The organism is Streptomyces xiamenensis (assembly GCF_000993785.3).
Lineage (GTDB): Bacteria > Actinomycetota > Actinomycetes > Streptomycetales > Streptomycetaceae > Streptomyces > Streptomyces xiamenensis.
The window spans coordinates 2320057-2344454 of sequence record NZ_CP009922.3; the positions used below are offsets into that span (position 1 = coordinate 2320057).

General features: G+C 71.9%; 26 protein-coding genes, 1 tRNA gene and 1 pseudogene. 13 read left to right on the plus strand and 15 right to left on the minus strand.

Translation table 11 applies throughout. The features are described from left to right. The first annotated feature begins 6 nt into the window (after positions 1-6). Entirely contained in the window at positions 7-1041 is a 1035-nt protein-coding gene (locus tag SXIM_RS10610) for an alpha/beta fold hydrolase (protein ID WP_046723739.1), read from the plus strand. 315 nt (positions 1042-1356) lie between these two features. On the opposite strand, the gene SXIM_RS10615 is transcribed toward SXIM_RS10610, so the two are convergent. Next, positions 1357-1438: transfer RNA gene (locus SXIM_RS10615), tRNA-Tyr, on the minus strand. Positions 1439-1589: 151 nt separating this feature from the next. Here SXIM_RS10615 and SXIM_RS10620 point away from each other — a divergent pair. Next, positions 1590-2078: a YajQ family cyclic di-GMP-binding protein gene (locus SXIM_RS10620; protein WP_046723742.1), complete on the plus strand. Its 489-nt coding sequence runs from the start codon at positions 1590-1592 to the stop codon at positions 2076-2078. Here the strand turns inward: SXIM_RS10620 and SXIM_RS10625 are convergent. From SXIM_RS10625 to SXIM_RS10670, 10 genes are all read right to left on the minus strand, one after another. Then, entirely contained in the window at positions 2065-2625 is a 561-nt protein-coding gene (locus tag SXIM_RS10625) for a hypothetical protein (protein WP_046723745.1), read from the minus strand. The two genes, SXIM_RS10620 and SXIM_RS10625, sit on opposite strands and share 14 nt — an antisense overlap. Before the next feature lie 58 nt (positions 2626-2683). After that, positions 2684-3088: a YccF domain-containing protein gene (locus SXIM_RS10630; RefSeq protein WP_030736467.1), complete on the minus strand. Its 405-nt coding sequence runs from the start codon at positions 3086-3088 to the stop codon at positions 2684-2686. Between the two features lie 12 nt (positions 3089-3100). After that, positions 3101-3961: a zinc metalloprotease HtpX gene (gene htpX, locus SXIM_RS10635; RefSeq protein WP_030736470.1), complete on the minus strand. Its 861-nt coding sequence runs from the start codon at positions 3959-3961 to the stop codon at positions 3101-3103. A 123-nt stretch (positions 3962-4084) separates the two neighbouring features. Further along, positions 4085-5566 carry an NADH-quinone oxidoreductase subunit N gene (locus SXIM_RS10640; RefSeq protein WP_046723747.1) on the minus strand — a complete coding sequence of 494 codons (1482 nt, stop codon included), beginning with the start codon at positions 5564-5566 and terminating at the stop codon, positions 4085-4087. Continuing rightward, positions 5563-7116, minus strand: a complete 1554-nt coding sequence (locus tag SXIM_RS10645) for a complex I subunit 4 family protein (RefSeq protein ID WP_046723749.1) — start codon at positions 7114-7116, stop codon at positions 5563-5565. The genes SXIM_RS10640 and SXIM_RS10645 overlap by 4 nt, the downstream gene beginning before the upstream one ends. Positions 7117-7126: 10 nt before the next feature. Then, positions 7127-9043 carry an NADH-quinone oxidoreductase subunit 5 family protein gene (locus SXIM_RS10650; RefSeq protein WP_046723750.1) on the minus strand — a complete coding sequence of 639 codons (1917 nt, stop codon included), beginning with the start codon at positions 9041-9043 and terminating at the stop codon, positions 7127-7129. Then, a complete protein-coding gene (nuoK, locus tag SXIM_RS10655; RefSeq protein WP_030736481.1) occupies positions 9040-9369 on the minus strand; it encodes an NADH-quinone oxidoreductase subunit NuoK in 330 nt (109 codons plus the stop codon). Before nuoK ends, SXIM_RS10650 begins: the two co-directional genes overlap by 4 nt. Then, positions 9369-9884 carry an NADH-quinone oxidoreductase subunit J family protein gene (locus SXIM_RS10660; RefSeq protein WP_046723752.1) on the minus strand — a complete coding sequence of 172 codons (516 nt, stop codon included), beginning with the start codon at positions 9882-9884 and terminating at the stop codon, positions 9369-9371. The genes nuoK and SXIM_RS10660 overlap by 1 nt, the downstream gene beginning before the upstream one ends. After that, on the minus strand, positions 9881-10357 hold the full coding sequence (locus tag SXIM_RS10665; RefSeq protein ID WP_046725576.1) for a 4Fe-4S binding protein: 477 nt from the start codon (positions 10355-10357) through the stop codon (positions 9881-9883). Before SXIM_RS10665 ends, SXIM_RS10660 begins: the two co-directional genes overlap by 4 nt. A gap of 47 nt (positions 10358-10404) precedes the next feature. Next, positions 10405-11364 (minus strand): complex I subunit 1/NuoH family protein, encoded by a 960-nt coding sequence (locus SXIM_RS10670; protein ID WP_030736487.1) that lies wholly within the window; start codon positions 11362-11364, stop codon positions 10405-10407. Between the two features lie 351 nt (positions 11365-11715). Here SXIM_RS10670 and SXIM_RS28800 point away from each other — a divergent pair, with 351 nt between their 5' ends. Further along, on the plus strand, positions 11716-12129 hold the full coding sequence (locus SXIM_RS28800) for a hypothetical protein (protein WP_053116157.1): 414 nt from the start codon (positions 11716-11718) through the stop codon (positions 12127-12129). 232 nt (positions 12130-12361) lie between these two features. Here SXIM_RS28800 and SXIM_RS28805 read toward each other — a convergent pair. The 3 genes and pseudogenes from SXIM_RS28805 to SXIM_RS28035 all read right to left on the minus strand — a co-directional run. After that, positions 12362-12748 (minus strand): annotated as a pseudogene (locus SXIM_RS28805) (NADH-quinone oxidoreductase subunit C); the annotation flags it as partial. Beyond that, positions 12745-13314: an NADH-quinone oxidoreductase subunit B gene (locus tag SXIM_RS10680; protein WP_030736492.1), complete on the minus strand. Its 570-nt coding sequence runs from the start codon at positions 13312-13314 to the stop codon at positions 12745-12747. The gene SXIM_RS10680 and the pseudogene SXIM_RS28805, both read right to left, overlap by 4 nt. After that, positions 13284-13655, minus strand: coding sequence for an NADH-quinone oxidoreductase subunit A (locus SXIM_RS28035; RefSeq protein WP_030736494.1), 372 nt, complete (start codon positions 13653-13655; stop codon positions 13284-13286). Before SXIM_RS28035 ends, SXIM_RS10680 begins: the two co-directional genes overlap by 31 nt. Positions 13656-13793: 138 nt before the next feature. Here SXIM_RS28035 and SXIM_RS10690 point away from each other — a divergent pair, with 138 nt between their 5' ends. The 9 genes from SXIM_RS10690 to SXIM_RS27370 all read left to right on the plus strand — a co-directional run bounded on the left by SXIM_RS10690 (position 13794) and on the right by SXIM_RS27370 (position 23138). Next, the gene (locus SXIM_RS10690) at positions 13794-14990 is read left to right on the plus strand and encodes a sensor histidine kinase (RefSeq protein ID WP_046723754.1); all 1197 of its coding nucleotides are present in this window, start codon (positions 13794-13796) and stop codon (positions 14988-14990) included. Next, complete coding sequence (locus tag SXIM_RS10695; RefSeq protein WP_078846885.1) at positions 14987-16336, plus strand: sensor histidine kinase; 1350 nt, start codon at positions 14987-14989, stop codon at positions 16334-16336. Before SXIM_RS10690 ends, SXIM_RS10695 begins: the two co-directional genes overlap by 4 nt. Before the next feature lie 68 nt (positions 16337-16404). Then, entirely contained in the window at positions 16405-17064 is a 660-nt protein-coding gene (locus SXIM_RS10700) for a response regulator transcription factor (protein ID WP_030736500.1), read from the plus strand. Positions 17065-17225: 161 nt separating this feature from the next. Continuing rightward, complete coding sequence (locus SXIM_RS10705) at positions 17226-19154, plus strand: 2-oxoacid:acceptor oxidoreductase subunit alpha (protein ID WP_030736502.1); 1929 nt, start codon at positions 17226-17228, stop codon at positions 19152-19154. Then, positions 19144-20229, plus strand: a complete 1086-nt coding sequence (locus tag SXIM_RS10710) for a 2-oxoacid:ferredoxin oxidoreductase subunit beta (RefSeq protein ID WP_030736506.1) — start codon at positions 19144-19146, stop codon at positions 20227-20229. Before SXIM_RS10705 ends, SXIM_RS10710 begins: the two co-directional genes overlap by 11 nt. Positions 20230-20332: 103 nt before the next feature. Then, on the plus strand, positions 20333-20929 hold the full coding sequence (locus SXIM_RS10715) for a Uma2 family endonuclease (RefSeq protein WP_046723755.1): 597 nt from the start codon (positions 20333-20335) through the stop codon (positions 20927-20929). A gap of 128 nt (positions 20930-21057) precedes the next feature. Further along, positions 21058-21975 (plus strand): EamA family transporter RarD, encoded by a 918-nt coding sequence (gene rarD / locus SXIM_RS10720; protein ID WP_046725578.1) that lies wholly within the window; start codon positions 21058-21060, stop codon positions 21973-21975. A gap of 10 nt (positions 21976-21985) precedes the next feature. Beyond that, entirely contained in the window at positions 21986-22891 is a 906-nt protein-coding gene (locus SXIM_RS10725) for a phosphotransferase family protein (protein WP_046723757.1), read from the plus strand. Between the two features lie 73 nt (positions 22892-22964). Then, positions 22965-23138, plus strand: coding sequence for a hypothetical protein (locus tag SXIM_RS27370; RefSeq protein ID WP_168222760.1), 174 nt, complete (start codon positions 22965-22967; stop codon positions 23136-23138). 90 nt (positions 23139-23228) lie between these two features. Here SXIM_RS27370 and SXIM_RS10730 read toward each other — a convergent pair whose 3' ends face one another. Beyond that, complete coding sequence (locus SXIM_RS10730) at positions 23229-23831, minus strand: CGNR zinc finger domain-containing protein (RefSeq protein WP_030736519.1); 603 nt, start codon at positions 23829-23831, stop codon at positions 23229-23231. A 21-nt stretch (positions 23832-23852) separates the two neighbouring features. Here SXIM_RS10730 and SXIM_RS10735 point away from each other — a divergent pair, with 21 nt between their 5' ends. Next, positions 23853-24329 carry a VOC family protein gene (locus tag SXIM_RS10735; protein WP_046723758.1) on the plus strand — a complete coding sequence of 159 codons (477 nt, stop codon included), beginning with the start codon at positions 23853-23855 and terminating at the stop codon, positions 24327-24329. Positions 24330-24398: the final 69 nt, after the last annotated feature.

The following is a 24398-nucleotide window of genomic DNA, read 5'->3' on the forward strand; positions in this document are numbered from 1 at the left end:
GGACACATGACCACCGCAGCACGACGCTTCAGCCGCCGCTCGTCCCGCCTCACCCGCACCCTGGCCGCCACCGCGCTCGCCTTCGCGCTGACGACCGGTGCCACCGCCTGCGCCACGCAGGACGCCGATGTTCCCGCCCATGCCGCCGCCACCCACGACGACCCGGAGTTCACCGGCACCTTCCAGCACGAGTTCGCCGACGTCGAGGGTGTCCGCATGCACTACGTCAAGGGCGGCAGCGGCTCGCCGGTGGTGCTGCTGCACGGCTGGCCGCAGACCTGGTACAGCTGGTGGGAGATCATGCCGGAACTCGCCGAGCACCACACCGTCTACGCCGTGGACCTCCCCGGCCTGGGCGACAGCACCGGCTCGCCGACCGGTTACGACAAGGCCACCCTGGCACGGTACGTGCACACACTGATCGCCGAGCAGCTCGGCGTGCGTGACGCCCGGGTCGTCGGACACGACCTCGGCGCCGCGGTCGCCTTCCAGTACGCCGCCCAGTTCCCCCAGGACACCGAACTCCTCGGCTACCTCGACCTGCCGCTGCCCGGACCCGCGCTGGACGGCGCCGCGTACCGCACACTGAGCTGGCACATCGCCTTCCACTCCCAGCCCCGCGTCCCCGAGGCCGTCGTCGGGGACAACGTCCGCGACTACCTGGAACTGTTCTACCCCCAGGTCGCCTACGAGGGATCATCGTTCGGCGGCACCGCGCAAGAGTCCCCGTTCAGCGACGAGGAGATCGACGAGTACGCGCGCACCTACAGCCGGCCCGAAGCCCTGTCGGGCGGCTTCGAGCTCTACCGCAGCCTCGACCAGGACGCCGCCGACACCGAAGCGGCCGCACCGGTGGAGGTCCCGGCCCTGCTCATGACGGCGCAAGGGCAGCTCGATGGGGTGCGCTCCACCGTGGCGGGGCACCTGACCAACATCGTGCAGGCGGTGGATGTGCCCGGGGCTGGCCACTGGCTGGTCGAGGAGAACCCTGCATTCGTCACGGAGGAGTTGCTGCGCTTCCTCGGCGGCACCCGGTCGTAATGCAGTGCGGGCGTCGCGCCGCAGACCGTCGCCCAGCGCGCCGGACAAGCGTCGCGGTGCTGCTCCGGGTCTGCCTCCGCTTCGTTCACGACACCGACGAAGACGCCAACCGCCGCATCGGCCTCCAGCAGTGACGACAGGCCCGCTCGGCATCCCGTCTCCCCTCCACGCATCGTCCACACCCAGCGGACAACACGTGGATTCCAGCAGGAAAGAACAGGGGCATTGAGCCCATCTGGTCAATCTCGTCTGAGTACTCCCAACAAGTAAGCCCCCGACCGCGTTTCCGCTGATCGGGGGCCACTTTTCCCAGTGTGGCGGCGCCAGGATTCGAACCTGGGAAGGCTGAGCCGGCAGATTTACAGTCTGCTCCCTTTGGCCGCTCGGGCACACCGCCTGGGGTTGTCGCTCGCTGGCGACGTCGTAAACGATACCTGATGCGCGGGGTGGTTCGCCACTCGGTTGTTCGGAGGGTGGGGGCGCGGCGGGTGACTAGGCTGTGCGGGAATCCAGCCCAGACGATCTAGCCCTCAGGAGCCAGTGACACCATGGCCGACTCCAGTTTCGACATCGTTTCGAAGGTCGACCGGCAGGAGGTCGACAACGCCCTCAACCAGGCCGCGAAGGAGGTGTCCCAGCGCTATGACTTCAAGGGCGTGGGTGCCTCCATCGGCTGGTCGGGCGAGAAGATCGAGATCCGTGCCAACGCCGAGGAACGGGCGAACGCCGTCCTGGACATCTTCCAGTCCAAGCTCGTCAAGCGCGGGATCTCGCTGAAGGCGCTGGACTCCGGCGAGCCGCAGCCCTCCGGCAAGGAGTACAAGATCTTCTCCACCATCAAGGAGGGGATCACCACCGAGGACGCCAAGAAGGTCGCCAAGCTGATCCGCGACGAGGGCCCCAAGGGGGTCAAGGCGCAGGTGCAGGGTGAGGAGCTGCGGGTTTCCTCCAAGAGCCGCGACGCCCTCCAGGAGGTGCAGCGGCTCGTGAAGGAGAAGGACTTCGACTTCGCCCTTCAGTTCGTCAACTACCGCTGAGCGACAACTGCTCCGTCTGTTCCCCGTGGTCGTCCTCGTCCGGGACGACCACGGGGAGCAGGCGTTCATCACTCGGGGGCGACAGCCAGGAAGCCGGGCAGGGGCCCACCCCGTGGGACTGTGTCTCCACCCGTACGGAGCCGTCTGCGGCCGCTTCGTCCAGCCCCGTGAAGACCGTCCGGAAGCACCGCGTCACGGAGCCGCCGAACGGATTGATGGCCCGTTCGTAGTAGCCGGCCACCATGAGCACGAGCACCGCCCGGTCGCCGTCCCGCGTGAAGTGGAGCACCAGGGTGTCCGGCACGGCCACCCCGTCGAGATCCGCCGTTTCCTGAGGGAATCCGTCGGCCGCCGCAAGGCGGGCGACCTCCGCGATGTAGCGTTCGGCCAGTTCCGCCGTGGCCTCGAACGCCTCCTTCTCACGCCGGTCATTGGCCCGCTCGGAGTGGATCAGCAGCCCCGTTGCCCCGGCGGCCAGGAGCACCATCCCCGCGAGGACGGTCCAGAGCAGGATCGCAACGGCCGGCATGCCTCTGTCCGCGGTCATCCGTGCTCCCCTCCATCAGACCGTCAGTCGTGCCGGACCGCCCCCGTGCAGGTCATGACTACCAGCGGTAGTGGGGGTAGGCGGCCGGGGCGTCCGTGGAGACGATCTCCTTGCCGAGCGGCATCAGGGAGACCGGGATCATCTTGAAGTGGGCGATCCCGAAGGGGATGCCGATGATGGTGAGGCAGAAGGTGACGCCGGCGACGATGTGGCCGATGGTGATCCAGATGCCGGCCACGATCAGCCAGATCACGTTGCCCAGGGCCGAGGCGACGCCCGCGTCGTGCCGGTCCCGGACGGTATAGCCGAAGGGCCACAGCGCGTACACCGCGATCCGGAAGCACGCGATGCCCCACGGGATCGTGATGATCAGGATGCAGCAGATGAGGCCGGCCACCGCGTAGCCGATCGCGAGCCACAGGCCCGAGAAGATCAGCCAGATGAGATTGAGAAGAGTCCGCATCCGCTCATCGTCTCAGTAACGGCCGCCCGCCATGTGCTCAAGCCGCGCGATGCGTTCGGCCATGGGGGGGTGGGTGGCGAACAGCTTGGTCATGCCCTCGCCGCGCCGGAAGGGGTTGGCGATCATCATGTGGCTGGCGGTGTTCAGCTGCGGCTCGGGGGGCAGCGGGGCCCGCTGGGTGCCCATCTCCAGCTTGCGCAGCGCGCTCGCCAGGGCCAGCGGGTCGCCGGTGAGCCGGGCGCCGGAGGCGTCCGCCTCGTACTCCCGGGAGCGGCTGACGGCCAGCTGGATCAGCGAGGCCGCGATCGGGCCCAGGATCATCATCAGAAGCATCCCGAAGAGGCCGGGTCCTTCGTCGTCGTCGCGGCCGATGGGGATCAGCCAGGCGAAGTTCACCAGGAAGACGATCACCGAGGCCATGGCGCCGGCGACGGAGGAGATCAGGATGTCGCGGTTGTAGACGTGGCTCAGCTCGTGACCGATCACTCCGCGCAGCTCGCGCTCGTCCAGCAGCCGCAGGATGCCCTCGGTGCAGCACACGGCCGCGTTGCGCGGGTTGCGTCCGGTCGCGAAGGCGTTGGGCGCCTCGGTCGGGGAGATGTACAGCCGGGGCATCGGCTGCCGGGCGACCCCGGCCAGCTCGCGCACCATCCGGTACAGCTGCGGCGCCTCGAACTCGCTGACCGGCCGGGCCCGCATGGAGCGCAGCGCCAGCTTGTCGCTGTTCCAGTACGCGTACCCGTTGGTGGCCAGCGCCACCAGCAGGGCGATCATCAGCCCTCCCCTGCCGAAGAGGCTGCCGATGAGCAGGATCAGCGCCGACATACCGCCGAGGAGCGCGGCGGTACGCAGGCCGTTGTGCCGGCGGTGCACGGTGAGCCCTCCTGGTCGTGCTGAGCGGACGGGAGCGGGGGATAACAGAGTTTCTCCACTCACAGTGGACACTCCCGATGGGGACAACGCCACGCGGGCGGCATCCGTTCCCCCGCCGCCGCGCTACAGCAGTTCCCCGGAGGTCAGCGTCAGGATCAGCTGGGGCAGGACGGACAGGACCGCGCCGGCCGCCGCGGCCAGGGTGAGGGCGGACCGGACGGGGAGGGCCACGGCGGTACGCTCCGCGTCGGGTTCCGCGGGCGCCTTCTCGAAGAGCAGCGCCGTCCAGCGCAGGTAGTAGTAGAGGGCGATGACCACGTTGAGGGCCATGATCACCGCCAGGACCCCGAGGCCCGCGTCCACGGCCGTGGAGAAGACGGCGACCTTGGCGAACAGGCCGATCACCCCGGGCGGCAGTCCGGCCAGGCACAGCAGGAAGAAGCCGAGCGCCAGCGCCGCCCCGGGGTGGCGGCGGTACAGGCCGCGGTAGTCGTCCAGCCGGTGCTCGGGGGCGCGGCGCTTCACGTGGGCGGCCACCGCGAACGCGCCGAGGTTCACCGCCGCGTACATGAGGGCGTACGCCACGCTCGCCCCGACCGCCGACGGGCCCACGTACGCCGCCGCGGCCAGCGGCACCAGCAGGTAGCCGGCCTGTCCCACCGAGGACCACGCCAGCAGCCGGATCGTGCCGCCCGGCGCCGCCGGGTCGGTGCGCAGCGCCGCCACGTTCCCGGCCGTCATGGTGAGCGCGGCCAGCACCGCGAGCACCGGTCCCCACAGGTCGCCGAAGCCGGGGAAGGCCACGGTCGTCACCAGGATGAGCCCGGCCAGGCCGGCGGTCTTGCTGACCACCGAGAGGTAGGCGGCGACCGGCAGCGGCGCGCCCGTGTACGTGTCGGGCACCCAGAAGTGGAAGGGCACCGCGGCCGTCTTGAACGCGAAGCCCACCAGGGTGAGCGCGACGCCGGTCTTGGCGAGGGTGGCCAGCCGGGGGTCGGCGGAGGGCAGGGCGGCGGCGATCGTCTCGAAGTGCAGCGAGCCGGCCGCCGCGTACACGAAGCTCACGCCCAGCAGCGCGATGGCCGTGGCGGTCACCGAGGTGAGGAAGAACTTCAGGGCGGACTCGGGCCCGCGCCGGCTGCCGCGCCGCAGGCCCACCAGGGCGTACGCGGGCAGGGTGGTCAGCTCCAGCGCGATGATCAGCGTGGCCATGTCGCGGGCGGCGGGCAGCAGCGCCGCGCCCGAGGCCGAGGCGAGCAGCAGGAACCAGAACTCCCCGGCGGGCAGGTCCTCCTCCAGCGGTTGCGCGAGCAGCGCCGTCAGCAGGGCCCCGGCCAGGACCAGCAGCTGGATCCACAGGGCGAAGGTGTCCGCCGCGTACGCGCACGGGCCGCCGTCCGGCGCGCAGAAGCTGGTGCGCTCCCCCGCCCGCAGCGGCAGCAGCGCGAGTGAGGCCAGGACCAGGCCGCCCACCGTCAGCGCGCCCAGCCATCCCTTGCGGGCGGCGGGCAGGAACAGGTCGGCGACGAGCACGGCCACGGCGGTGACGGCCACCAGGGTGGGCGGCGCGATCGTCACCCAGTCGACGCTCTGGACGAGGTTCATCGGGCGACTCCCGGCAGGAGGTGCTGCACGGCGGGATCGGTGAGGTTCAGCAGGACGGCCGGCCACAGGCCCGCCACCAGGGTGAGGACGACGAGCGGGGTGAAGGCCGCGTACTCGTGCCGGCGCAGGTCGGCCAGCGGCTCCTCGTACGGGCCGGCCGGGCCCATGCAGACCCGGCGCACCATGATCAGCAGGTACGCGGCGGTGAGCAGGGTGCCGAGCCCGGCGACGGCGAGGTAGGTGAGGTAGGCGGGGCGGCTGAGGCCGTCGGCGGGGTGGAAGGCGCCGAGCATGGCCAGCAGTTCGCCCCAGAAGCCGGCCAGGCCGGGCAGTCCGAGCGAGGCGATCGCGGCGAAGGCCAGCAGCCCGCCGAGGCGCGGGGTGCGGCCGTACAGGGCGGCGCCGGCCGTGCGGGTCAGGGTGTCCAGGTCGGTGGTGCCCAGGCGCTCCTTGACCGCGCCGGCCAGGAAGAACAGCAGGCCGGTGACCAGGCCGTGGGCGACGTTCGCGAACAGCGCGCCGTTCACGCCGGTGGCGGTCAGGGTGGAGATGCCCAGCAGCACGAAGCCCATGTGGCCGACGGAGGAGTACGCGATCAGCCGCTTCAGGTCGCCGCCCGCGCCCTGCCGTACCAGCGCCAGACAGGCCAGCGACCCGTAGATGATGCCGGTGACGGCGAAGGCGGCGAGGTAGGGGGCGAAGGTGCGCATCCCGTCCGGGGCGATGGGCAGTGCGATCCGCACCAGGCCGTAGGTGCCCATCTTCAGCAGCACGCCGGCCAGCAGCACCGAGCCGGTGGTGGGCGCCGCCGTGTGCGCGTCCGGCAGCCAGCTGTGCAGCGGCCACATGGGGGTCTTGACGGCGAGGCCCAGGCCGATGGCGAGGACGGCGAGCAGCTGGGTGGTGTGGGTGAGGCCGGCGCCCTGCGCCTCGGCGAGGGCCACCATGTCGAAGGTGCCGCCCTGGACGCCGATCAGCAGCAGGCCGAGCAGCATGACCACCGAGCCGGTGACCGTGTACAGGACGAACTTCCAGGCGGCGGGGCCGCGTCCCTCGCCGCCCCAGCGGGCGATGAGGAAGTACATCGGGATGAGGACCATCTCGAAGGCGAGGAAGAACAGCACCAGGTCGAGTACAGCGAAGGTGGCGAGGGTGCCGGCCTCCAGGAGCAGCACCAGCGCGGTGTACGCGGTGGCGTTCGCGGGGCGCACGACGTACGCGTACACGGCGCACAGGAAGCCCAGCAGCGCGGTGAGCGCGATGAGCGGCAGGGAGATGCCGTCCACGCCCAGGTGCAGGCGGATGCCGAGTGCCGGGATCCAGGCGATGTCGGTGGTGCCCTGCATGCGGGCCGGCGCGTCGTGGTCGAAGACGGCGAGCAGCGCGATCGCGGCGGCGAGCACGGCGCCGGTGACGGTGACGCCGTGCCGCAGGACGGCCTGTTCCGGGGAGCTGCCGCGCAGCCCCGGTGGGGCGGGCAGCAGGGCGGTGGCGGACCCGATGAGCGGGAGCGCCACGACGGCGATGAGGAGGAGCTGAGCGGTGGTCATGGTGGTGGGCTCACCCTCCGGCGGCGACGAGTACGGCGGCGACGGCGAGCACCAGGGCGCCGCCGATCAGGGCGGCCAGGTAGGTCTGGACGTTGCCGGTCTGGGCGCGGCGGGTGAGCGTGCCCAGCAGCCCGGGGGCGGTGGCGGCGCCGCGTACGTAGGTGTCGATGACGGTGCGGTCCAGGAACCGTACGAGTGTGGCGGCGGCCCGGGTGGGGCGGACGAACACGGTCCGGTAGGCGGTGTCCAGGCCGAAGCCGGCTCCGGCGGGGGCGAACAGCGGGCCCAGCAGGGCGGGTCCTGGGTCGACGGCGGCGTCCGCCTCGTACGCCCGCCGCCAGCCCGCGTACATGATCAGACCGCCGGTGAGGGCGGCGGCGGTGGCCAGCACCGAGGTGGTGAGGGTGGGGGCGAGCGAGCCGCCGTCCAGCCAGTCGGGCAGCGCCCGGTAGGTGAGGCCCAGGAGCAGTGCGGGGACCGCGAGCAGCCACAGGACGGTGGTCATGGCCGGGGTGGAGTCCTCGTGGACGGCGGCGGCCGGCAGGGGTTCGGGGCGGGCGTGCACCGGGTCGTGGAAGGCGACCAGCCACAGCCGGGCGGCGTAGGCGGCGGTGAGCAGCGCGGTCAGCAGGGCGGCGGCCAGGACGATCCAGCCGGCGACGGTGGCGGAGCCGGAGCCGCTGTCGAGGGCGGTGTGTTCGGCCGCGCCTATCACGGCCTCCTTGGAGAAGAAGCCGGAGAACGGCGGGATCGCGGCGAGGGCGAGCAGCCCGATGGTCATCGTCCAGTACGCGTCGGGGGCGCGTTCCTTGAGGCCGCGCAGCCGGGACAGGGCGCGCAGCGAGCCGGTGCCGGCGGTGTGGATGATGACGCCGGCGGCCAGGAAGAGGAGGGCCTTGAACGCGCCGTGGGTGAGCAGGTGGAAGACGGCCGCCTCGCGGTTGGCGACGGCCAGCGCGCCCGTCATCAGGCCGAGCTGGCCGATGGTGGAGTAGGCCAGTATCCGTTTGATGTCGTCCTGGGCGAGGGCGGCCAGCGCCGAGCCGGTCATGGTGAGCGCGGCGAGGACGGCGAGGACGATCAGCGCGGCGGCGGAGGCGGTGAACACCGGGAGCAGCCGGGCGACGAAGTACACCCCGGCGGCGACCATGGTGGCGGCGTGGATCAGTGCGGAGGCCGGGGTGGGGCCCGCCATGGCGTCCGGCAGCCAGGTGTGCAGGGGCACTTGGGCGGACTTGCCCGCGACGCCGGCCAGCAGGAGCAGCGCGATGAGGGTGGGGTGGCTCAGCTCGAAGGAGGACAGGGAGGAGGTGAGCCGGGCGACGATGGTGGAGATGCGGAAGGTGCCGGCGTCCGAGGCGAGGGCGAGGATGCCGATGAGGAACGGCACGTCGCCGAGCTTGGTGACCAGGAACGCCTTGAGGGAGGCGGCGCGGGCGGCGCCGGTCTCCCAGTAGTGGCCGACGAGGAAGTACGAGCAGATGCCCATGACTTCCCAGCCGACGAGCAGGACGATCAGGTCGTCGGTGTAGACGACCAGGAGCATCGCCGCGGTGAACAGCGAGACGAGCGCGGCGTAGGAGGGGTAGCGCCGGTCGCCGCGCAGATAGCCCGTCGAGTACAGCTGGACGCAGGTGGCGACCACGGCCACCAGGACGGCCACCAGCACCGCGAACCCGTCCAGGCGCAGCGCGAGTTCGATGGGCAGGCTGTCGTTGCCGGTGGGGGCGAGCCGGTGCGCGGCCGTCAGGGGCTCCTCGCCGCCCTGCCGCACCGCCACGAAGACGGCGAGCCCGGCGGCGGCGAGGGTGGGCAGCACGGCGAGCGGCTGGACGAAGCCCGGGGCGCGGCGCCCGGTGAGGAAGATCAGCGCGGCGGCCAGGGCGGGCAGCAGCGGTACGAGGACAGCGGCGGTCGTAACGGTCACTGGGCCTTCTCCCGGCGCTCCCCCGTTTCGCGCAACCGGTCAACGGAGGAGACGCCGCGGTTGCGGTAGACGAGCAGCACGATGGCGAGGCCGATGCCGATCTCGGCGGCGGCGAGAGCGATGAGGAAGAGGGTGAACACCTGCCCGGAGTGCAGGGTGTCGCGCAGCCAGACGTCGAAGGCGACCATGTTCAGCATGACGGCGGCGAGCATCAGTTCGACCGACATGAGGACGAGGATCGCGTTGCGGCGCGCCAGCACCCCGTACAGACCCACGCAGAACAGCAGGACGGCGACGAGCGCCGGGTAGAGCAGGTGGAGTTCCATCAGCGGCGCTCCTCCTGGCCCTGGCGGGTGCGGGAGACGACGATCGCCCCGACCAGCGCGGCGAGCAGCAGGACCGACAGCGCCTCGAAGGGCAGCACCCAGTGCGAGAAAAGGCTGCCGCCGATGGCGTCGGTGCGGCCGTGCGGGGTCTCCACGTCGATCACCTCGCCCCGGAACGCGTCCGCGACGAGCACCACCAGGGCGACGGCACTGGCTCCGGCGACGGTCAGCGCGACGGGGCGGTTGCCGGAATCGGCGTCCGGGGACGGGCCGATCGGCGCCTTCGTCAGCATCAGGCCGAACAGCAGCAGGACGACGACCGAACCGAGGTAGATCAGCACCTGCACCCAGGCGACGAACTCGGCGGCGAGCAGCAGGTACTGGACGGCGAGGCCGCCCAGGGCCACCACCAGCCACAGCGCGGCCCGCACCAGCCGGGTGCTCGTCACGCACAGCACGGCGGCGCCGAGGACGACGACCGAGACGAGGAGGAAGATCACCTCCAGCAGGTTCACGAGGCCGGGCCCCCGCTCTGCCGTTCGGCGGCCTTGCGGGCGGCGGCGATCTCCTTCGGCTCCTCGGCGGCCTCGGTCAGCGGCGGCGGTTCGGGCACCGTCCACATCCATTCGCGCAGCCGGTCGCGTTCGTGCGTCAGCTCACGGATGTCGGTCTCCGCGTACTCGAACTCCGGCGACCAGAACAGCGCGTCGAACGGGCACACCTCCACGCAGATGCCGCAGTACATGCACAGCGAGAAGTCGATCGCGAACCGGTCCAGGACGTTGCGGCTGCGCTCGCGTCCCCCGGGGGCCGCGGCCGGGATCGTCTCCTTGTGCGAGTCGATGTAGATGCACCAGTCGGGGCACTCGCGGGCGCACAGCATGCACACCGTGCAGTTCTCCTCGAACAGCGCGATCACGCCCCGGCTGCGCGGCGGCAGTTCGGGCTGCACTTCCGGGTAGTGCTGGGTGACCGAACGCCGGGTCATGGTGCGCAGCGTGATCGCCAGCCCCTTCGCGAGACCGGATCCGTAACTCAAGAGATCACCACCTTGATGACGCCGGTGAGCGCGAGCTGCGCCAGGGCGAGCGGGACGAGGACCGTCCACGCGAACTTCTGGATCTGGTCCGCGCGCAGCCGGGGCCAGGCGACGCGCGCCCAGATGACGACGAAGCTGAGGGCGGCGGTCTTCAGCAGCATCCACAGCCAGCCGAGCGAGTCGCTGAGCGGGCCGTGCCAGCCGCCGAGGAAGAGGACGGCGGTGAGCGCCGAGATGACGACGATGCCCGCGTACTCGGCGAGCAGGAACAGCGCGAAGCGCAGCCCGGAGTACTCGGTGTACGCGCCGAAGATGATCTCCTCGGGCGCGATCGGGGCGTCGAACGGCGGGCGCTGGAGCTCGGCCATCCCGGCGGTGAAGAAGACGAACGCGCCCAGCAGTTGCCAGGGCACCCACCACCAGTGGAAGGCGGCGAGGATGCCGGTGAGCGAGAGCGTGCCGGCGGCCATCACGACGGAGGCGGCGGCCAGCAGCAGCGGCAGCTCGTAGGCCATCAGCTGGGCGGCGGTGCGCAGGGCGCCGAGCAGCGAGTACTTGTTGGCGGAGGCCCAGCCGCCCATGAGCGAGCCGAGGATGCCGACGCCGAGGACGGCGAGGACGAAGAAGATGCCCGCGTCGATGACCTGCCCGACCGCTCCCGCGGGGCCGAGTGGGATGGCGACGAGGACGACCAGGTACGGGATCAGGGCGACGGCGGGCGCGAGCTGGAAGATCCGGCGGTCGGCACCGTCCGGGACGGTGTCCTCCTTCTGGACGAACTTCACGCCGTCCGCGACGAGTTGCGCCCAGCCGTGGAAGCCGCCCGCGTGCATGGGGCCGACCCGGCCCTGCATGTGGGCCATCACCTTGTGCTCCAGCTGCCCCACGAGCAGCGGGAGGACGAGGAAGGCGACGAACACGGCCGCCACGCGGACGGCGACGTCCAGCACATCCATCAGCCGTCCCCTTCCTCGTCCCGGTTCCGGTTCTCCTGCTGCGGTTCCTGTTCCTGCTCCCGCTGCTGTTCCTGCTCGGCGGGAGGCTGTTCGGGGGCGGAAGAGGTACGCGCCCGCCGAGCGCTGTCCTGTCCCCCGCCACGCGCCCGCGGTGGCTCGGTCCCGTCCGCTGTCTCCGGTGCCCGGCCGCCGTCGTCGGGGGCGGGGGTGGCGGGGTCCTCACGGCTGTCGTCAGGGCTGCTGCGGGGGGTGTCGGGGAAGGCGGGCTCCGGGTTGTGCCACGGCGCGTCGCCGCCGCGGGGGGCGCCCCGCCGCGTCGCGGAGCCGCCGCCGTTCTCCGGGCGGGGGGACGTGGCCGCGGGGCCCTCCTCCGCCGGCCCCTGCGGCGTTCCCGGCTCGCGCTGGCTCGCGGAGCCGTCGGACGCGGACCGCGACCGGCGCGGCGGGCGCGGAGCGTCCGGCGACGGAGCATCCGACTCCCGCTGGCTCGCCGAACCGTCGCTCGCCGACCGCGAACGGCGCGGCCCACGGGGTGCCTCCGGCGACGGAGCGTCCGCCGCCGGGCCCTCCGTGGTCCCCGGCTCGCGCTGGCTCGCCGAGCCGCCCGACGCGGACCGCGAACGGCGCGGCGGGCGCGGAGTCTCCGGTGCCGCGCCGCCCTCGCCCGGGTCCTCCCCGCTGGCCGGCCGCTGGCTGGCCGAGCCGCCGCCCGCCGTACGGGTGCGGCGGGGCGGGCGCGCGGCGGCGCCCTCCTCGCCGTCCTGAGCCGGGCCCCGGCGCGGCCCCCGCGCGGGCCGGGACGGAGCCGGCGGGAGCTGGCCCTTCTGCGGGCCCCACTCGTTCGGGTCGGGGACGCCCGGGGCAGGGTCTGGCGGCGCTTGGGGGCGCCGTGGCCCGACTCGCCGGGCTCCTTCGCGCCCGGCCACGCCTTCGCCACCCGCGCCGCCAGGACGAAGTCCTTGCGCAGCGGGTGGCCCTCGAAACTGTCCGGCAGCAGCAGCGGCGCCAGCCCGGGATGGCCGGGGAAGTCCACCCCGAACATCTCCCGCGTCTCGCGCTCGTGCCACGCCGCGCCCGCGTACACCTCTGTCGCGCTGGGCAGCGCCGGCGTCTCCCGGCCCACCAGGGTCCGGATCAGTACCCCGCGCGGCGGCGCGCCCAGCGCGACCACGTGCGCGCACACCCGGAAGCCGTCCGCGCCCTCGTCGACCGCGCTCAGCCAGTCGAAGAACGTGCAGCCCAGCCCGTCACGCGCGATCGTCAGCGCGGCGAGCCACCGGTCAGCGGGCACATCGACGGTCCGCAGCCCGTAGGCCACCGACTCGGTGGCACCCTCCCCGAACTCCCCGAACTCCCCGGCTTCCCCGGACTCCTCGGACGTCACCGGGTGACCAGCCCGCTGGTCAGTTCCGCCGCCGACGCCCGCGGGGCGGCGGCCGGCCGCGCCCCGTACCGCTGCGCCGTCGACTCCTCGGCGATCTTCTCCTGGAGCTTCAGGATGCCCTGGAGCAGCGCCTCCGGCCGCGGCGGGCAGCCCGGCACGTACACGTCGACGGGGATGATCTGGTCCACGCCCTTCGTCACGGAGTACGAGTCCCAGTAGGGGCCGCCGCAGTTGGAGCAGGCGCCGAAGGAGATCACGTACTTCGGTTCCGGCATCTGCTCGTACAGCCGCTTCACCGCGGGCGCCATCTTGTCGGTCACCGTCCCGGAGACCACCATCAGGTCGGCCTGCCGGGGGCCCGGCGCGAAGGGGATGACACCCAGCCGGATGAAGTCGTGCCGCGACATGGACGCCGCGATGAACTCGATCGCGCAGCAGGCCAGTCCGAAGTTGAAGACCCACAGGCTGTACCGGCGGCCCCAGTTGAGCACCACCTTCATCGGCTCGGGAGCCAGCCGGGCCAGGGCACCGAGTTTCACGTCCACGTCAGGACCCCCTTCTTCCACGCGTACAGCAGGCCCACTGTCAGAAAGCCGAGGAAGACGAACATCTCCACCAGCGTCGTACCGCCGAAGCCCTCGCCCGCGAAGACCGTCGCCCAGGGGAAGAGGAAGATCGCGTCCACCGCGAAGATCACGTAGAGGAACGCGTAGATGTAGTACCGCACCTGGGTGTGCGCCCAGCCCTCGCCGACCGGGTCCACCCCGCACTCGTACACCATGAGCTTCTCGGGGGTGGGCACCACGGGGCGCAGCAGCCGCCCGGCGGTGAAGGCCACCGCCACGAAGACGGCACCGACCACCGCGACAAGGCCCACGACCGCGTAGCCGTGGAAGTATTCCGGCACGGTTGCCTGCCCCTCCGGCGCGCCCGGTGATCTGTCAGCACGGGAGTCTAGGGGGTAGCGGAAAGGTGGGGGTAGCCCTACCGCGGTCCACCGACGCCCCCCATGGTCCCGTCCGGTCCCGCCCGGCAGTCTTGACGCATGACGAGCGGCACCACGACCCCCGCCGGCCCCACAGGGGCGCTACCGCGCCCGCGCCCGGCGCTCAGCGCGCAGACCTGGCGCGAACTGGCCTATCTCACCACCAGCTGGCCGCTGGATCTGCTGGCCTTCTGCTACGTCATGGTGTGGATCTTCGCCGCCTCCGTGCTCTCGCTCACGGTGGTCGGGCTGCCGTTCCTGGCGGCCGGGCTGACCGGGGTCCGGCTGCTGGGCCGCGCCGAGCGGGCCCGCGCCCGGGCGCTGCTGGGCCTGCCCATCGAGGAGCCGAGCCCGCTGGCAGCCACCTACCGGGGCACCGGCTTCTTCGGCTGGCTGTGGAACACCCTCAAGGACCCGGTGGGCTGGCGCACGGCCCTCTTCTTCCCGGTGCGGCTGGTGTGGGGGCTGTTCACCTTCGCCGCGTGCTTCCCCTGCTTCTTCCTGCTGTGGCCGCTGTTGCCGTGGCTGGCGCGCGGCGCGAGCCACGTGGACCGGGGGCTGGTACGGGCCCTGCTCGCACCGTCGGACGGTCTGGAGCGGCGGATCGCCGAACTGGAGTCGGACCGGGCCACCGTGCTGGACGCCTCCGCCGCCGACCTGCGCCGTATCGAGCGCGATCTGCACGACGGGGCGCAGGCCCGTCTCGTCTCGCTCGCCATGGACCTGGGCCTCGCCCGGGAGAAGCTGCTCAGCTCCCCGGACGACGCCGCCCGCATGGTGGAGGAGGCGCACGGCGAGGTGAAGCTGGCACTGGCCGAGCTGCGCGATCTCGCGCGCGGCATCCACCCGGCGATCCTCACCGACCGGGGTCTTGGCCCGGCGCTGTCCGCCGTCGCCTCCCGCTGCACCGTCCCCGTCACCGTGGAGGACGCGCTCACCGTGCGCCCGGCCCCGGCCATCGAGGGCATCGGCTACTTCACGGTCTCCGAGCTGCTCCAGAACGTCAGCAAGCACAGCCGCGCCCGGCACGCCGAGGTCGCCCTGTGGCGTACGGAGGACCGGCTGCTGCTCCAGGTCACCGACGACGGGCACGGCGGCGCGGACAGCACCGCCGGCTCCGGACTCGCCGGCCTGGCCGAACGCCTCGCCGCCGTCGACGGACAGCTCGCCATCAGCTCCCCGCCCGGCGGCCCGACCACCGTGACGGCCGAGCTGCCCTGGCGCGACCGCACTCCCAGCGAAGGACCGACCTCATGACCTCCGCCCGGCCCACCGCCCCTCCGGCCCCGCACCCGGCCGCCCCCCGGGCCACCCGTCCGGCCGATCAGCAGGCCGGCAACCCCTGGCTGCTGCCCGTCGCCGCCCGCACCTGGCGCGAGGGCCTGCACCTGCTGCTCAACTTCCCGCTCGCCCTCGCCGCCGCCCTCTTCGCCGTCTGCGGCCTCGCGATCAGCGGCGCGCTGCTCGTCACCCTGGTCGGCGTGCCGCTGCTGGCCCTGGTCCTGTTCGCGCTGCGCGGCTACGGCCACCTCGAACGGCTGCGTGCCCGCCTCCTGCTGCACTGCGACGTCGCCGAGCCCGAGCCGCTGCGGCTGCGCCCCGGCGCCCGGGGTCCGCTGGCCTGGGTCGGCGCGATGCTGCGCAGCGGCGTCTCGTGGCGCACCGCCACGTACTGCCTCGTGCACGCCCCGTGGGCGCTGTTCACCTTCTGCGCGGTGATGTTCCTGTGGACGTTCGGCTGGGCCGGGGTCACCTACCCGCTGTGGCAGTGGGCGCTGTCCGAACCGATGGGCGTCAATCTCGACGGCGTGGGCGGCGGCTGGCTGTGGGACGGCCCGCCGGAGTTCGTCATGGTCGTGCTGCTGGGGGTGCTGTCCCTGTACGCGGCGGGGCTGCTGATCCGCGGCATGGCGCATGTCGACCGGCTGCTGGTGACGGGGCTGCTGGGCCCGTCCGCCGCCGGGGAACGGGTGCGGCGGCTGGAGTCGGACCGCTCGGCCGTCGTGGACACCTCCGCGGCCGATCTGCGCCGTATCGAGCGTGATCTGCACGACGGGGCGCAGGCCCGCCTCGTCTCGCTCGCCATGGATCTGGGCATGGCGAAGGAGAAGCTGGCCTCCGACCCGCAGGCCGCGGCCCGCATGGTGGAGGAGGCGCACGGCGAGGTGAAGCTGGCGCTGGCCGAGCTGCGCGATCTGGCGCGCGGCATCCATCCGGCGATCCTCACCGACCGGGGTCTTGGCCCGGCGCTGTCCGCCGTCGCCTCCCGCTGCACCGTCCCGGTGGCGGTGGAGGTGGAGCTGCCGGTGCGGCCCGCGCAGGCGATCGAGGGGATCGCGTACTTCACCGCCTCCGAACTGCTCCAGAACGTCAGCAAGCACAGCCACGCCTCGCGCGCCCGGCTGGAGGCGTGGCGCACCGCACAGGACCGGCTGCTGCTCCAGGTCACCGACGACGGGCGCGGCGGCGCGGACAGCACCGCCGGCTCCGGACTCGCCGGCCTGGCCGAACGCCTCGCCGCAGTGGACGGACTGCTCGCCATCAGCTCCCCGCCCGGCGGCCCGACCACCGTGACGGCCGAGCTGCCCTGGCGCGACCGATGAGATCCTGAACCCGGCCGGTCCGGACAGGGCCGGTCGTCGGGGTACGTCAGCGGGAACGGGGAGAGCTTGTGCGGGTGGTCATCGCCGAGGATTCGGTGCTGCTGCGGGAGGGGCTGACCCGGTTGCTGACCGACCGGGAGCACGAGGTGGTCGCCGGGGTCGGTGACGGGGAGGCGCTGGTGGCGGTGGTGCGTGAGCTCGCCGCCCGCGGCGAGCTGCCGGACGTGGTGGTGGCCGATGTGCGGATGCCGCCCACGCACACCGACGAGGGGGTGCGGGCGGCGGTGCGGTTGCGGGCCGATTTCCCGGAACTGGGGGTCCTCGTACTTTCGCAGTATGTGGAGGAGGAGTACGCGACCGAGCTGATCGCCGGGTCCAGCCGCGGGGTGGGTTATCTGCTGAAGGACCGGGTGGCGGATGTGAGCGAGTTCGCCGAGGCGGTCGCGCGGGTGGCCCGGGGTGGCACCGCGCTGGATCCCGAGGTGGTGGCCCAGTTGCTGGGCCGCAGCCGCAAGCAGGACGTGCTGGCGGCGCTCACTCCGCGCGAGCGCGAGGTCCTAGGTCTGATGGCGGAGGGGCGGACGAACTCGGCGATCGCGGCCGCCCTGGTGGTCAGCCACGGTGCGGTAGAAAAGCATGTGAGCAATATCTTCATGAAGCTCGGTTTGGCGCAGAGTGACACAGATCACCGTCGGGTTCTGGCAGTTCTGACCTATCTGAATTCGTAGCGGACTTGCGACGCTGGAGTGGGGAGGGGGGTCACAGGACACCCTTTGAACGGGGTGCGGGTCGGCCAGGCCCGTCGTCCATGATGTGATCAGCTTCAGTAAGGCGATCCTTACCCACGTACGATGGCTGACAAGGGCCGCCTCAAGGAGGGCTACAAGCAGTGACCAGCCAGGTCGATCAGGTCGATCCGTCCGGCCAGGAGCGCGGCAGCGCTGACGCCAAGGAAGTGAAGCGCCTGGACCGGGTGATCATCCGCTTCGCGGGCGACTCCGGCGATGGTATGCAGCTGACGGGCGACCGTTTCACCTCCGAGACGGCTTCCTTCGGGAACGACCTGTCCACGCTGCCGAACTTTCCCGCCGAGATCCGCGCCCCCGCCGGGACCCTCCCCGGGGTGTCCTCGTTCCAGGTGCATTTCGCCGATCACGACATCCTCACCCCGGGCGATGCCCCGAATGTCCTGGTGGCGATGAATCCGGCGGCGCTCAAGGCCAATATCGCGGACGTGCCGCGCGGCGCCGAGATCATCGTCAACACCGACGAATTCGGCGGCCGGGCGATGCTCAAGGTCGGCTACGACAGCAATCCGCTGGAGGACGGTTCCCTGGAGGGCTACAGCGTCCACCAGGTGCCGCTGACGACCCTGACGGTCGAGGCGCTCAAGGGCTTCGAGCTGACCCGCAAGGAAGCCGGCCGCTCCAAGAACATGTTCGCGCTCGGGCTGCTGTCGTGGATGTACCACCGGCCGACCGAGGGCACCGAGGCGTTCCTGCGGGCGAAGTTCGCCAAGCGCCCGGAGATCGCCGAGGCCAACATCACGGCGTTCCGCGCCGGCTGGAACTTCGGCGAGACCACCGAGGACTTCGCGGTCTCCTACGAGGTCGCCCCGGCCACCTCCGCGTTCCCGGCCGGCACGTACCGCAACATCTCCGGCAACCTGGCGCTGTCGTACGGCCTGATCGCCGCCGCCCAGCAGTCCGAACTGCCGCTGTACCTGGGCTCGTACCCGATCACCCCGGCCTCGGACATCCTGCACGAGCTGAGCCGCCACAAGAACTTCGGCATCCGTACCTTCCAGGCGGAGGACGAGATCGCCGGCATCGGCGCGGCGCTGGGCGCGGCCTTCGGCGGGGCGCTGGGCGTCACCACCACCTCGGGCCCCGGGGTGGCGCTGAAGGCGGAGACGATCGGCCTGGCCGTCTCGCTCGAACTGCCGCTGCTGATCGTGGACATCCAGCGCGGCGGCCCCTCCACCGGGCTGCCCACCAAGACCGAGCAGGCGGACCTGCTCCAGGCGATGTACGGGCGCAACGGCGAGGCCCCGGTGCCGATCGTGGCCCCGGCGACCCCGGCCGACTGCTTCACGGCGGCGCTGGACGCGGCGCGGATCGCGCTGACGTACCGCACGCCGGTCTTCCTGCTCTCCGACGGCTACCTGGCCAACGGCTCCGAGCCGTGGCGGGTCCCGGAGGTCTCCGAACTGCCCGACCTGCGGGTGTCGTTCGCCACCGGGCCGAACCACACGCTGGAGGACGGCAACGAGGTCTTCTGGCCGTACAAGCGTGACCCCCAGACGCTGGCGCGCCCGTGGGCGATCCCCGGCACGCCGGGGCTCGAACACCGCATCGGCGGCATCGAGAAGCAGGACGGCACGGGCAACATCTCGTACTCGCCGAGCAACCACGAGTTCATGGTGCGCACCCGGCAGGCGAAGGTCGACGGGATCGACGTCCCGCTGCTGGAGGTCGACGACCCGGGCGCGGACGCGCGGACGCTGGTGCTGGGCTGGGGTTCGACGTACGGGCCGATCACGGCCGCCGTACGGCGCATCCGCCGCGCGGGCGGCACGGTGGCGCAGGCGCACCTGCGGAACCTGAACCCGTTCCCGGCGAACCTGGGCCAGGTGCTGGCCGGCTACGACCGGGTGGTCGTCCCGGAGATGAACCTGGGCCAGCTGGCCTCGCTGCTGCGCGCCCGGTATCTGGTCGATGTCGAGTCCATCACGCAGGTGACGGGGCTGCCGTTCAAGGCGGAGCAGCTCGCGAACGCCATCCAGGACGCCGAAAGGGGCCCCTCCGATGACCACTGAGGCTCTTCCCGTGATCGACGCGCTGTCGCTGGTGCCCAAGGCCGGCGCCAAGCAGTCGATGAAGGACTTCAAGTCGGACCAGGAGGTCCGCTGGTGCCCCGGCTGCGGTGACTACGCGGTGCTGGCGGCCGTGCAGGGCTTCATGCCCGAGCTGGGCCTGGCCAAGGAGAACATCGCCTTCATCTCCGGCATCGGCTGCTCCAGCCGCTTCCCGTACTACATGAACACCTACGGGATGCACTCCATCCACGGGCGCGCCCCGGCGATCGCGACCGGCCTGGCGACCTCGCGGCGGGACCTGTCGGTGTGGGTGGTCACGGGCGACGGCGACGCGCTGTCGATCGGCGGCAACCACCTGATCCACGCGCTGCGGCGCAACGTCAACCTGAAGATCCTGCTGTTCAACAACCGGATCTACGGCCTGACGAAGGGCCAGTACAGCCCGACCTCCGAGGGCGGGAAGATCACCAAGTCCAGCCCGATGGGCTCGCTGGACACCCCGTTCAACCCGGTGTCGCTGGCGCTGGGCGCGGAGGCGTCGTTCGTGGCACGGACGGTGGACTCGGACCGCAAGCACCTCACCTCGGTGCTGCGGGCGGCGGCGGAGCACAAGGGCTCGGCGCTGATCGAGATCTACCAGAACTGCAACATCTTCAACGACGGTGCGTTCGAGGCGCTGAAGGACAAGCAGCGGGCGCAGGAGGCGGTCATCCGCCTGGAGCACGGCGAGCCGATCCGCTTCGGCCTGCCGGGCGAGGACGGCCTGGGCACCAAGGGTGTCTTCCGCAACCAGGAGACGGGCGACATGGAGGTCGCGGAGATCACGCCGGAGAACGTCTCCCGGGTGCTGGTCCACGACGCGAACTCCGCCTCCCCGACGACGGCGTTCGCGCTGTCCCGGCTGGCCGACCCGGACACCCTGCACCACACCCCGATCGGGGTGCTGCGCAGCGTGCGGCGTCCGGTGTACGACGACCTGATGGCGGACCAGCTGGACGAGGCCGTCAACCGCAAGGGCAAGGGCGATCTGTCCGCGCTGCTCCAGGGCAACGACACCTGGACCGTGGCGGGCTGATCTCCACCCCATCCGTCAACCCGACAATCTCCCGCTCGCACGTTCGAGTGGGAGATTGTCGTTTTTGGCGCGTACGCTGGATTCGTCGGCGAGGATCTGGCTCATGGGAGCAGTGATGAATGTCGAGCACGAGCCCGAGTACGACTGGCCGCGCCCTCCGGTGGGCGGCTACACCGCCGACGACCTGGACCGGCTGCCGAATCTGCCTCCCCACACGGAGCTGATCGACGGGAGCCTTGTCATGATGAGTCCGCAGACCGCCTTCCACTCCAGGGCCATGCGACTTCTGGAGAACGAGCTTCTGCGGCTGGCCCCCGAAGGGCTGGAGATCTTCCGGGAGATGACCGTCACCCTGGGCAAGCGGGACCGCCCGGAGCCGGATGTCATGGCGGTGAAGGCGACCGCCTACACCGGCCCCGAACAGACCTCGTTCCTGCCCGAGGACGTGGTGCTGGCCATTGAGGTCGTCTCGGCCGATTCCCTGAAGCGGGACCGCGAGGTGAAGCCCAGGAAGTACGCCGCGGCGGGCATTCCGCACTTCTGGCGGGTGGAGCACGACAAGAAGTCGGGCCGGACCGCTGTCTATGTCTATGAGGTCGACCCGGCGACCAGGGCGTACCTGCTCACCGGCATCCACCACGATCAGCTCAAGCTGGGCGTGCCGTTCGCGATCGACATCGATCTCTCGCACCTGGCGTAACCAACGCGACAGGACCAATAGCTCCGAACGGGAATGACAACGGCCCACCCAGGCGCTACCTTCTTGCAGGTTGACAGCATCACAAGGAGGCAGCGGTGGGTTCAGGGGCGGGCGGCGGCCGGGCCGGAATGGCGTTCGGGTTCGCGGCCTTCGGCATGTGGGGGCTGCTGCCGTTGTACTGGCGGCTGCTGGAGGACCTCGGGGCCTTCGAGATCCTGGCCCACCGCATCGTGTGGTCGCTGCCGACGGTGCTGATCATCCTCGCGGTCGTCCGCAGCTGGGCCTGGATACCCCAGCTGCTGCGGCAGCCCAAGCGCCTGGCGATGGTGGCCCTGTCCGCCTCGCTGATCTCGGTCAACTGGGGCCTGTTCATCTGGGCCATCGCCAATGACCGGGTCCTGGAATCCTCCCTCGGCTACTTCATCAACCCGCTGCTGTCCATCGCCGCCGGCGTGCTGCTGCTGGGCGAACGGCTGCGCCGCCTCCAGTGGGTGGCGGTCGGCATCGGCATGACCTCCGTACTGGTGATGTCCCTCGCCTACGGCCAGGTGCCGTGGATCGCGCTGACGCTCAGCCTCTCCTTCGCCGCCTACGGCCTGGTGAAGAAGCAGACCGGCCTGGACGGGGTGCAGGGCTTCAGCGCCGACACCGCCTTCCAGTTCCTGCCCGCCATCGGCTACCTCGTCTACCTCACCGCGCGCGGTGACTCCGGCTTCACCGCCGACGGTCCGGGACAGGCCCTGCTGCTGGTCGCCAGCGGGGTGGCCACCGCCCTGCCGCTGATCTTCTTCGGCGCCGCCGCCGTCCGGCTGCCGCTGTCCACCGTCGGACTGATGCAGTACATCGCGCCCACCATGATGTTCCTGCTCGGCCTCACCGTCTTCCAGGAGGAGATGCCGCCCGAGCGCTGGGCCGGCTTCCTGCTGATCTGGGCCGCGCTGTGCGTCCTGACGGTCGACGCGCTGCGCACCGCCCGCCGCACCCGCCGTACGGTGGCAGCCCACACCCCCGCACCGGCCGAGACCGCCGCGCCCGTTCCCCGCTAATCTGCGGGCCATGCGGAAACGCACCAGGCAGTGGGTGGAACGTCATCTGGCGGACGGCGAACGGGTCGAGGCGGTGGCGCCGCTGGCCGGCGGCTGGACTTCCGAGATCCGCCGGCTGACCACCACCGCGGGGCGCGGCCTGGTGCTGCGCACCTTCACCGACGCGTTCTTCCTGCGGCACGCGGAGGGGCTGCTCACCCGGGAGGCGAACGTCCTGCGGCTGCTGGCCGGTACGGACATCCCGGCCGCCCGGCTGCTGGGGGTGGACGCGACGGCCGAGCACTGCGCGTACCCCTCGCTGCTGATGACGCTGCTGCCCGGCTCCGTCCGGGTCACCGACGAGGGCGCGCAGACCCGCGCCGCCGTACTGGCCGGCCAGCTGGCCCGCATCCACCGGCTCCCGGTCGCCGCGGCGGACCGGCCGCGCACGTACCAGCCGTGGACCACCCCCGCCCGGGTGCGCCGCCCCGAGCGCACCGGCCGCCCCGGCCTGTGGGAACACGCGATCGCGGCCATCGACCGCGAACCGCCGCCGCACCGGGCGCTGTTCCTGCACCGGGACTTCCACCCGGGCAATGTGCTCCTCGACGGGGACACCGTCAGCGGCGTCGTCGACTGGGTGGAGACCTCCTGGGGCCCGGCCGACCTGGACGTGGCGCACTGCGCCACCGCCCTGGCCCTGCTGCACGGCCCGGCGGCGGGCCTGGCGTTCCCCGGCCACTACGAGCGGGCCGGCGGCGCCCTGTCCGCCGACGCGGCGGACCGCCGCTACTGGCGGCTGCTGGACGCGCTGGCGTACGCGCCGGACGCGGAGAAGGTCGCCACCCCCTGGCGCACCCTGGGCCGCACCGACCTCACCCCTTCCCTCCTCCAGGCCCGGCTGGAGGACTATCTGGACGGCCTGCTCTCCCGCTAGACCGTCATGGGCATGTCCGGGCCCCGCACCGGGCATCCCCCTCTCGGACACTGACCAGAGAGGTGGGCGAGCCATGACACAGCGCGCTCCGGTGGGGCGCCCGGGGCGGGGGCCCGGGCGGGGGTTCGACGCGAGCGCGGACGAGGTGCACTGGACGCACGCCGTGTGCGGACGAGCCCTCGCGCCGCCCGAGCCGGGGCACCCACTGCCCGACGAGGAGACACCGTCGGCCGGAGCAGCCGGCTGACGGCCCCGGGACAGCACCGGGGTCCGGGAGGCGGACGGAGGCGGGGGCCGGAAGCTCTCGGGGACAGTCCTGCGACCGCCGCCGTGGCCGTTACTCGCCGCTCTGCCGGGCACGGTGGGCCCGGACCTTGTGCCGGTTGCCGCAGTTCTCCATCGCGCACCAGCGGCGCCGTCCGGGCCGTGAGGTGTCCACGTACATCAGCGCGCAGTTGTCTCCCGAACAGATCCGGATCCGGTCCGCGTAGGGGCCGGTGAGGACCGCTATCGCGTCCCGGGCGACCGTCGAGAGCACCTGCGCGCCCGTGGCCGGTGCCGCCCAGCCCGCCGCGCCGTCCTGGCCGATCACCGGGACCAGCGGCGGACGCGCCGCCGCCGCGTTCAGGGTGGCGAGGTCGGCGTCGGCGGGCCCCTCCCCCGCGACCCGGGCGAGCCCGATGCGCCACAGCGCGTCCCGCAGGGCCCGGGCGGCCGGTACGTCCTCGGCGCCGATCTCCGGCTCCGGAGTGGGGTCGAGGCGGCTCTGGCCCACCCAGCGGCGCAGGTCCTCGGGGGTGTGCAGCACTTCGTAGCGCGCCATCCAGTCCGGCCCGCCGGTGGGCAGCAGCTCGAAGCCCAGTGCCCCGGGGTCGAACCGGTAGGACAGTCCGGAACCCGAGCGCAGCGGAATCCCGTGGTGAGTTGCCGTGCCAGCCATGTAACCAGTATAACGAGTTACATGACCGCAGCAGCGACACCCGCGCTCCACTGGAAACTCGTCGTCGACACGGCCGACGCCCACCGTCTGGCCGACTTCTGGGCGGGCGCGCTCGGCTACACCGTCGAGGACCACAGCACCCTCATCGACGGCCTGCTGGCCGCCGGGCACATCGACGAGGACGCACTCACCGAGCATCACGGCCGCCATGTCTGGGCCGCCTTCGCCGCCGTCCGGCACCCCGACGAGCCGTACGACCCGGCGACGGGCATCGGCCGGGGCCACCGCATCCTGTTCCAGAACGTGCCCGAAGGCAGTGCGCACAGCGGCAAGAACCGGCTGCACATCGACGTCCACGGTGAGCGCGGCCACCTCACCGAACTCGTCGAGCGCCTCGAAACCCTGGGCGCCACCCGCGTCCGTGAGGTCGACCAGGGCATGGCCGGCCACTGGTGGGTCATGGCCGATCCCGAGGGCAACGTCTTCTGCGCCGCCTGACCCGCCCAGCCCGCCAGGGCCGCCAGGGCCGGGCCAGCTGCCCCCGCGCGTCATTGCCCGGCCCGGCCG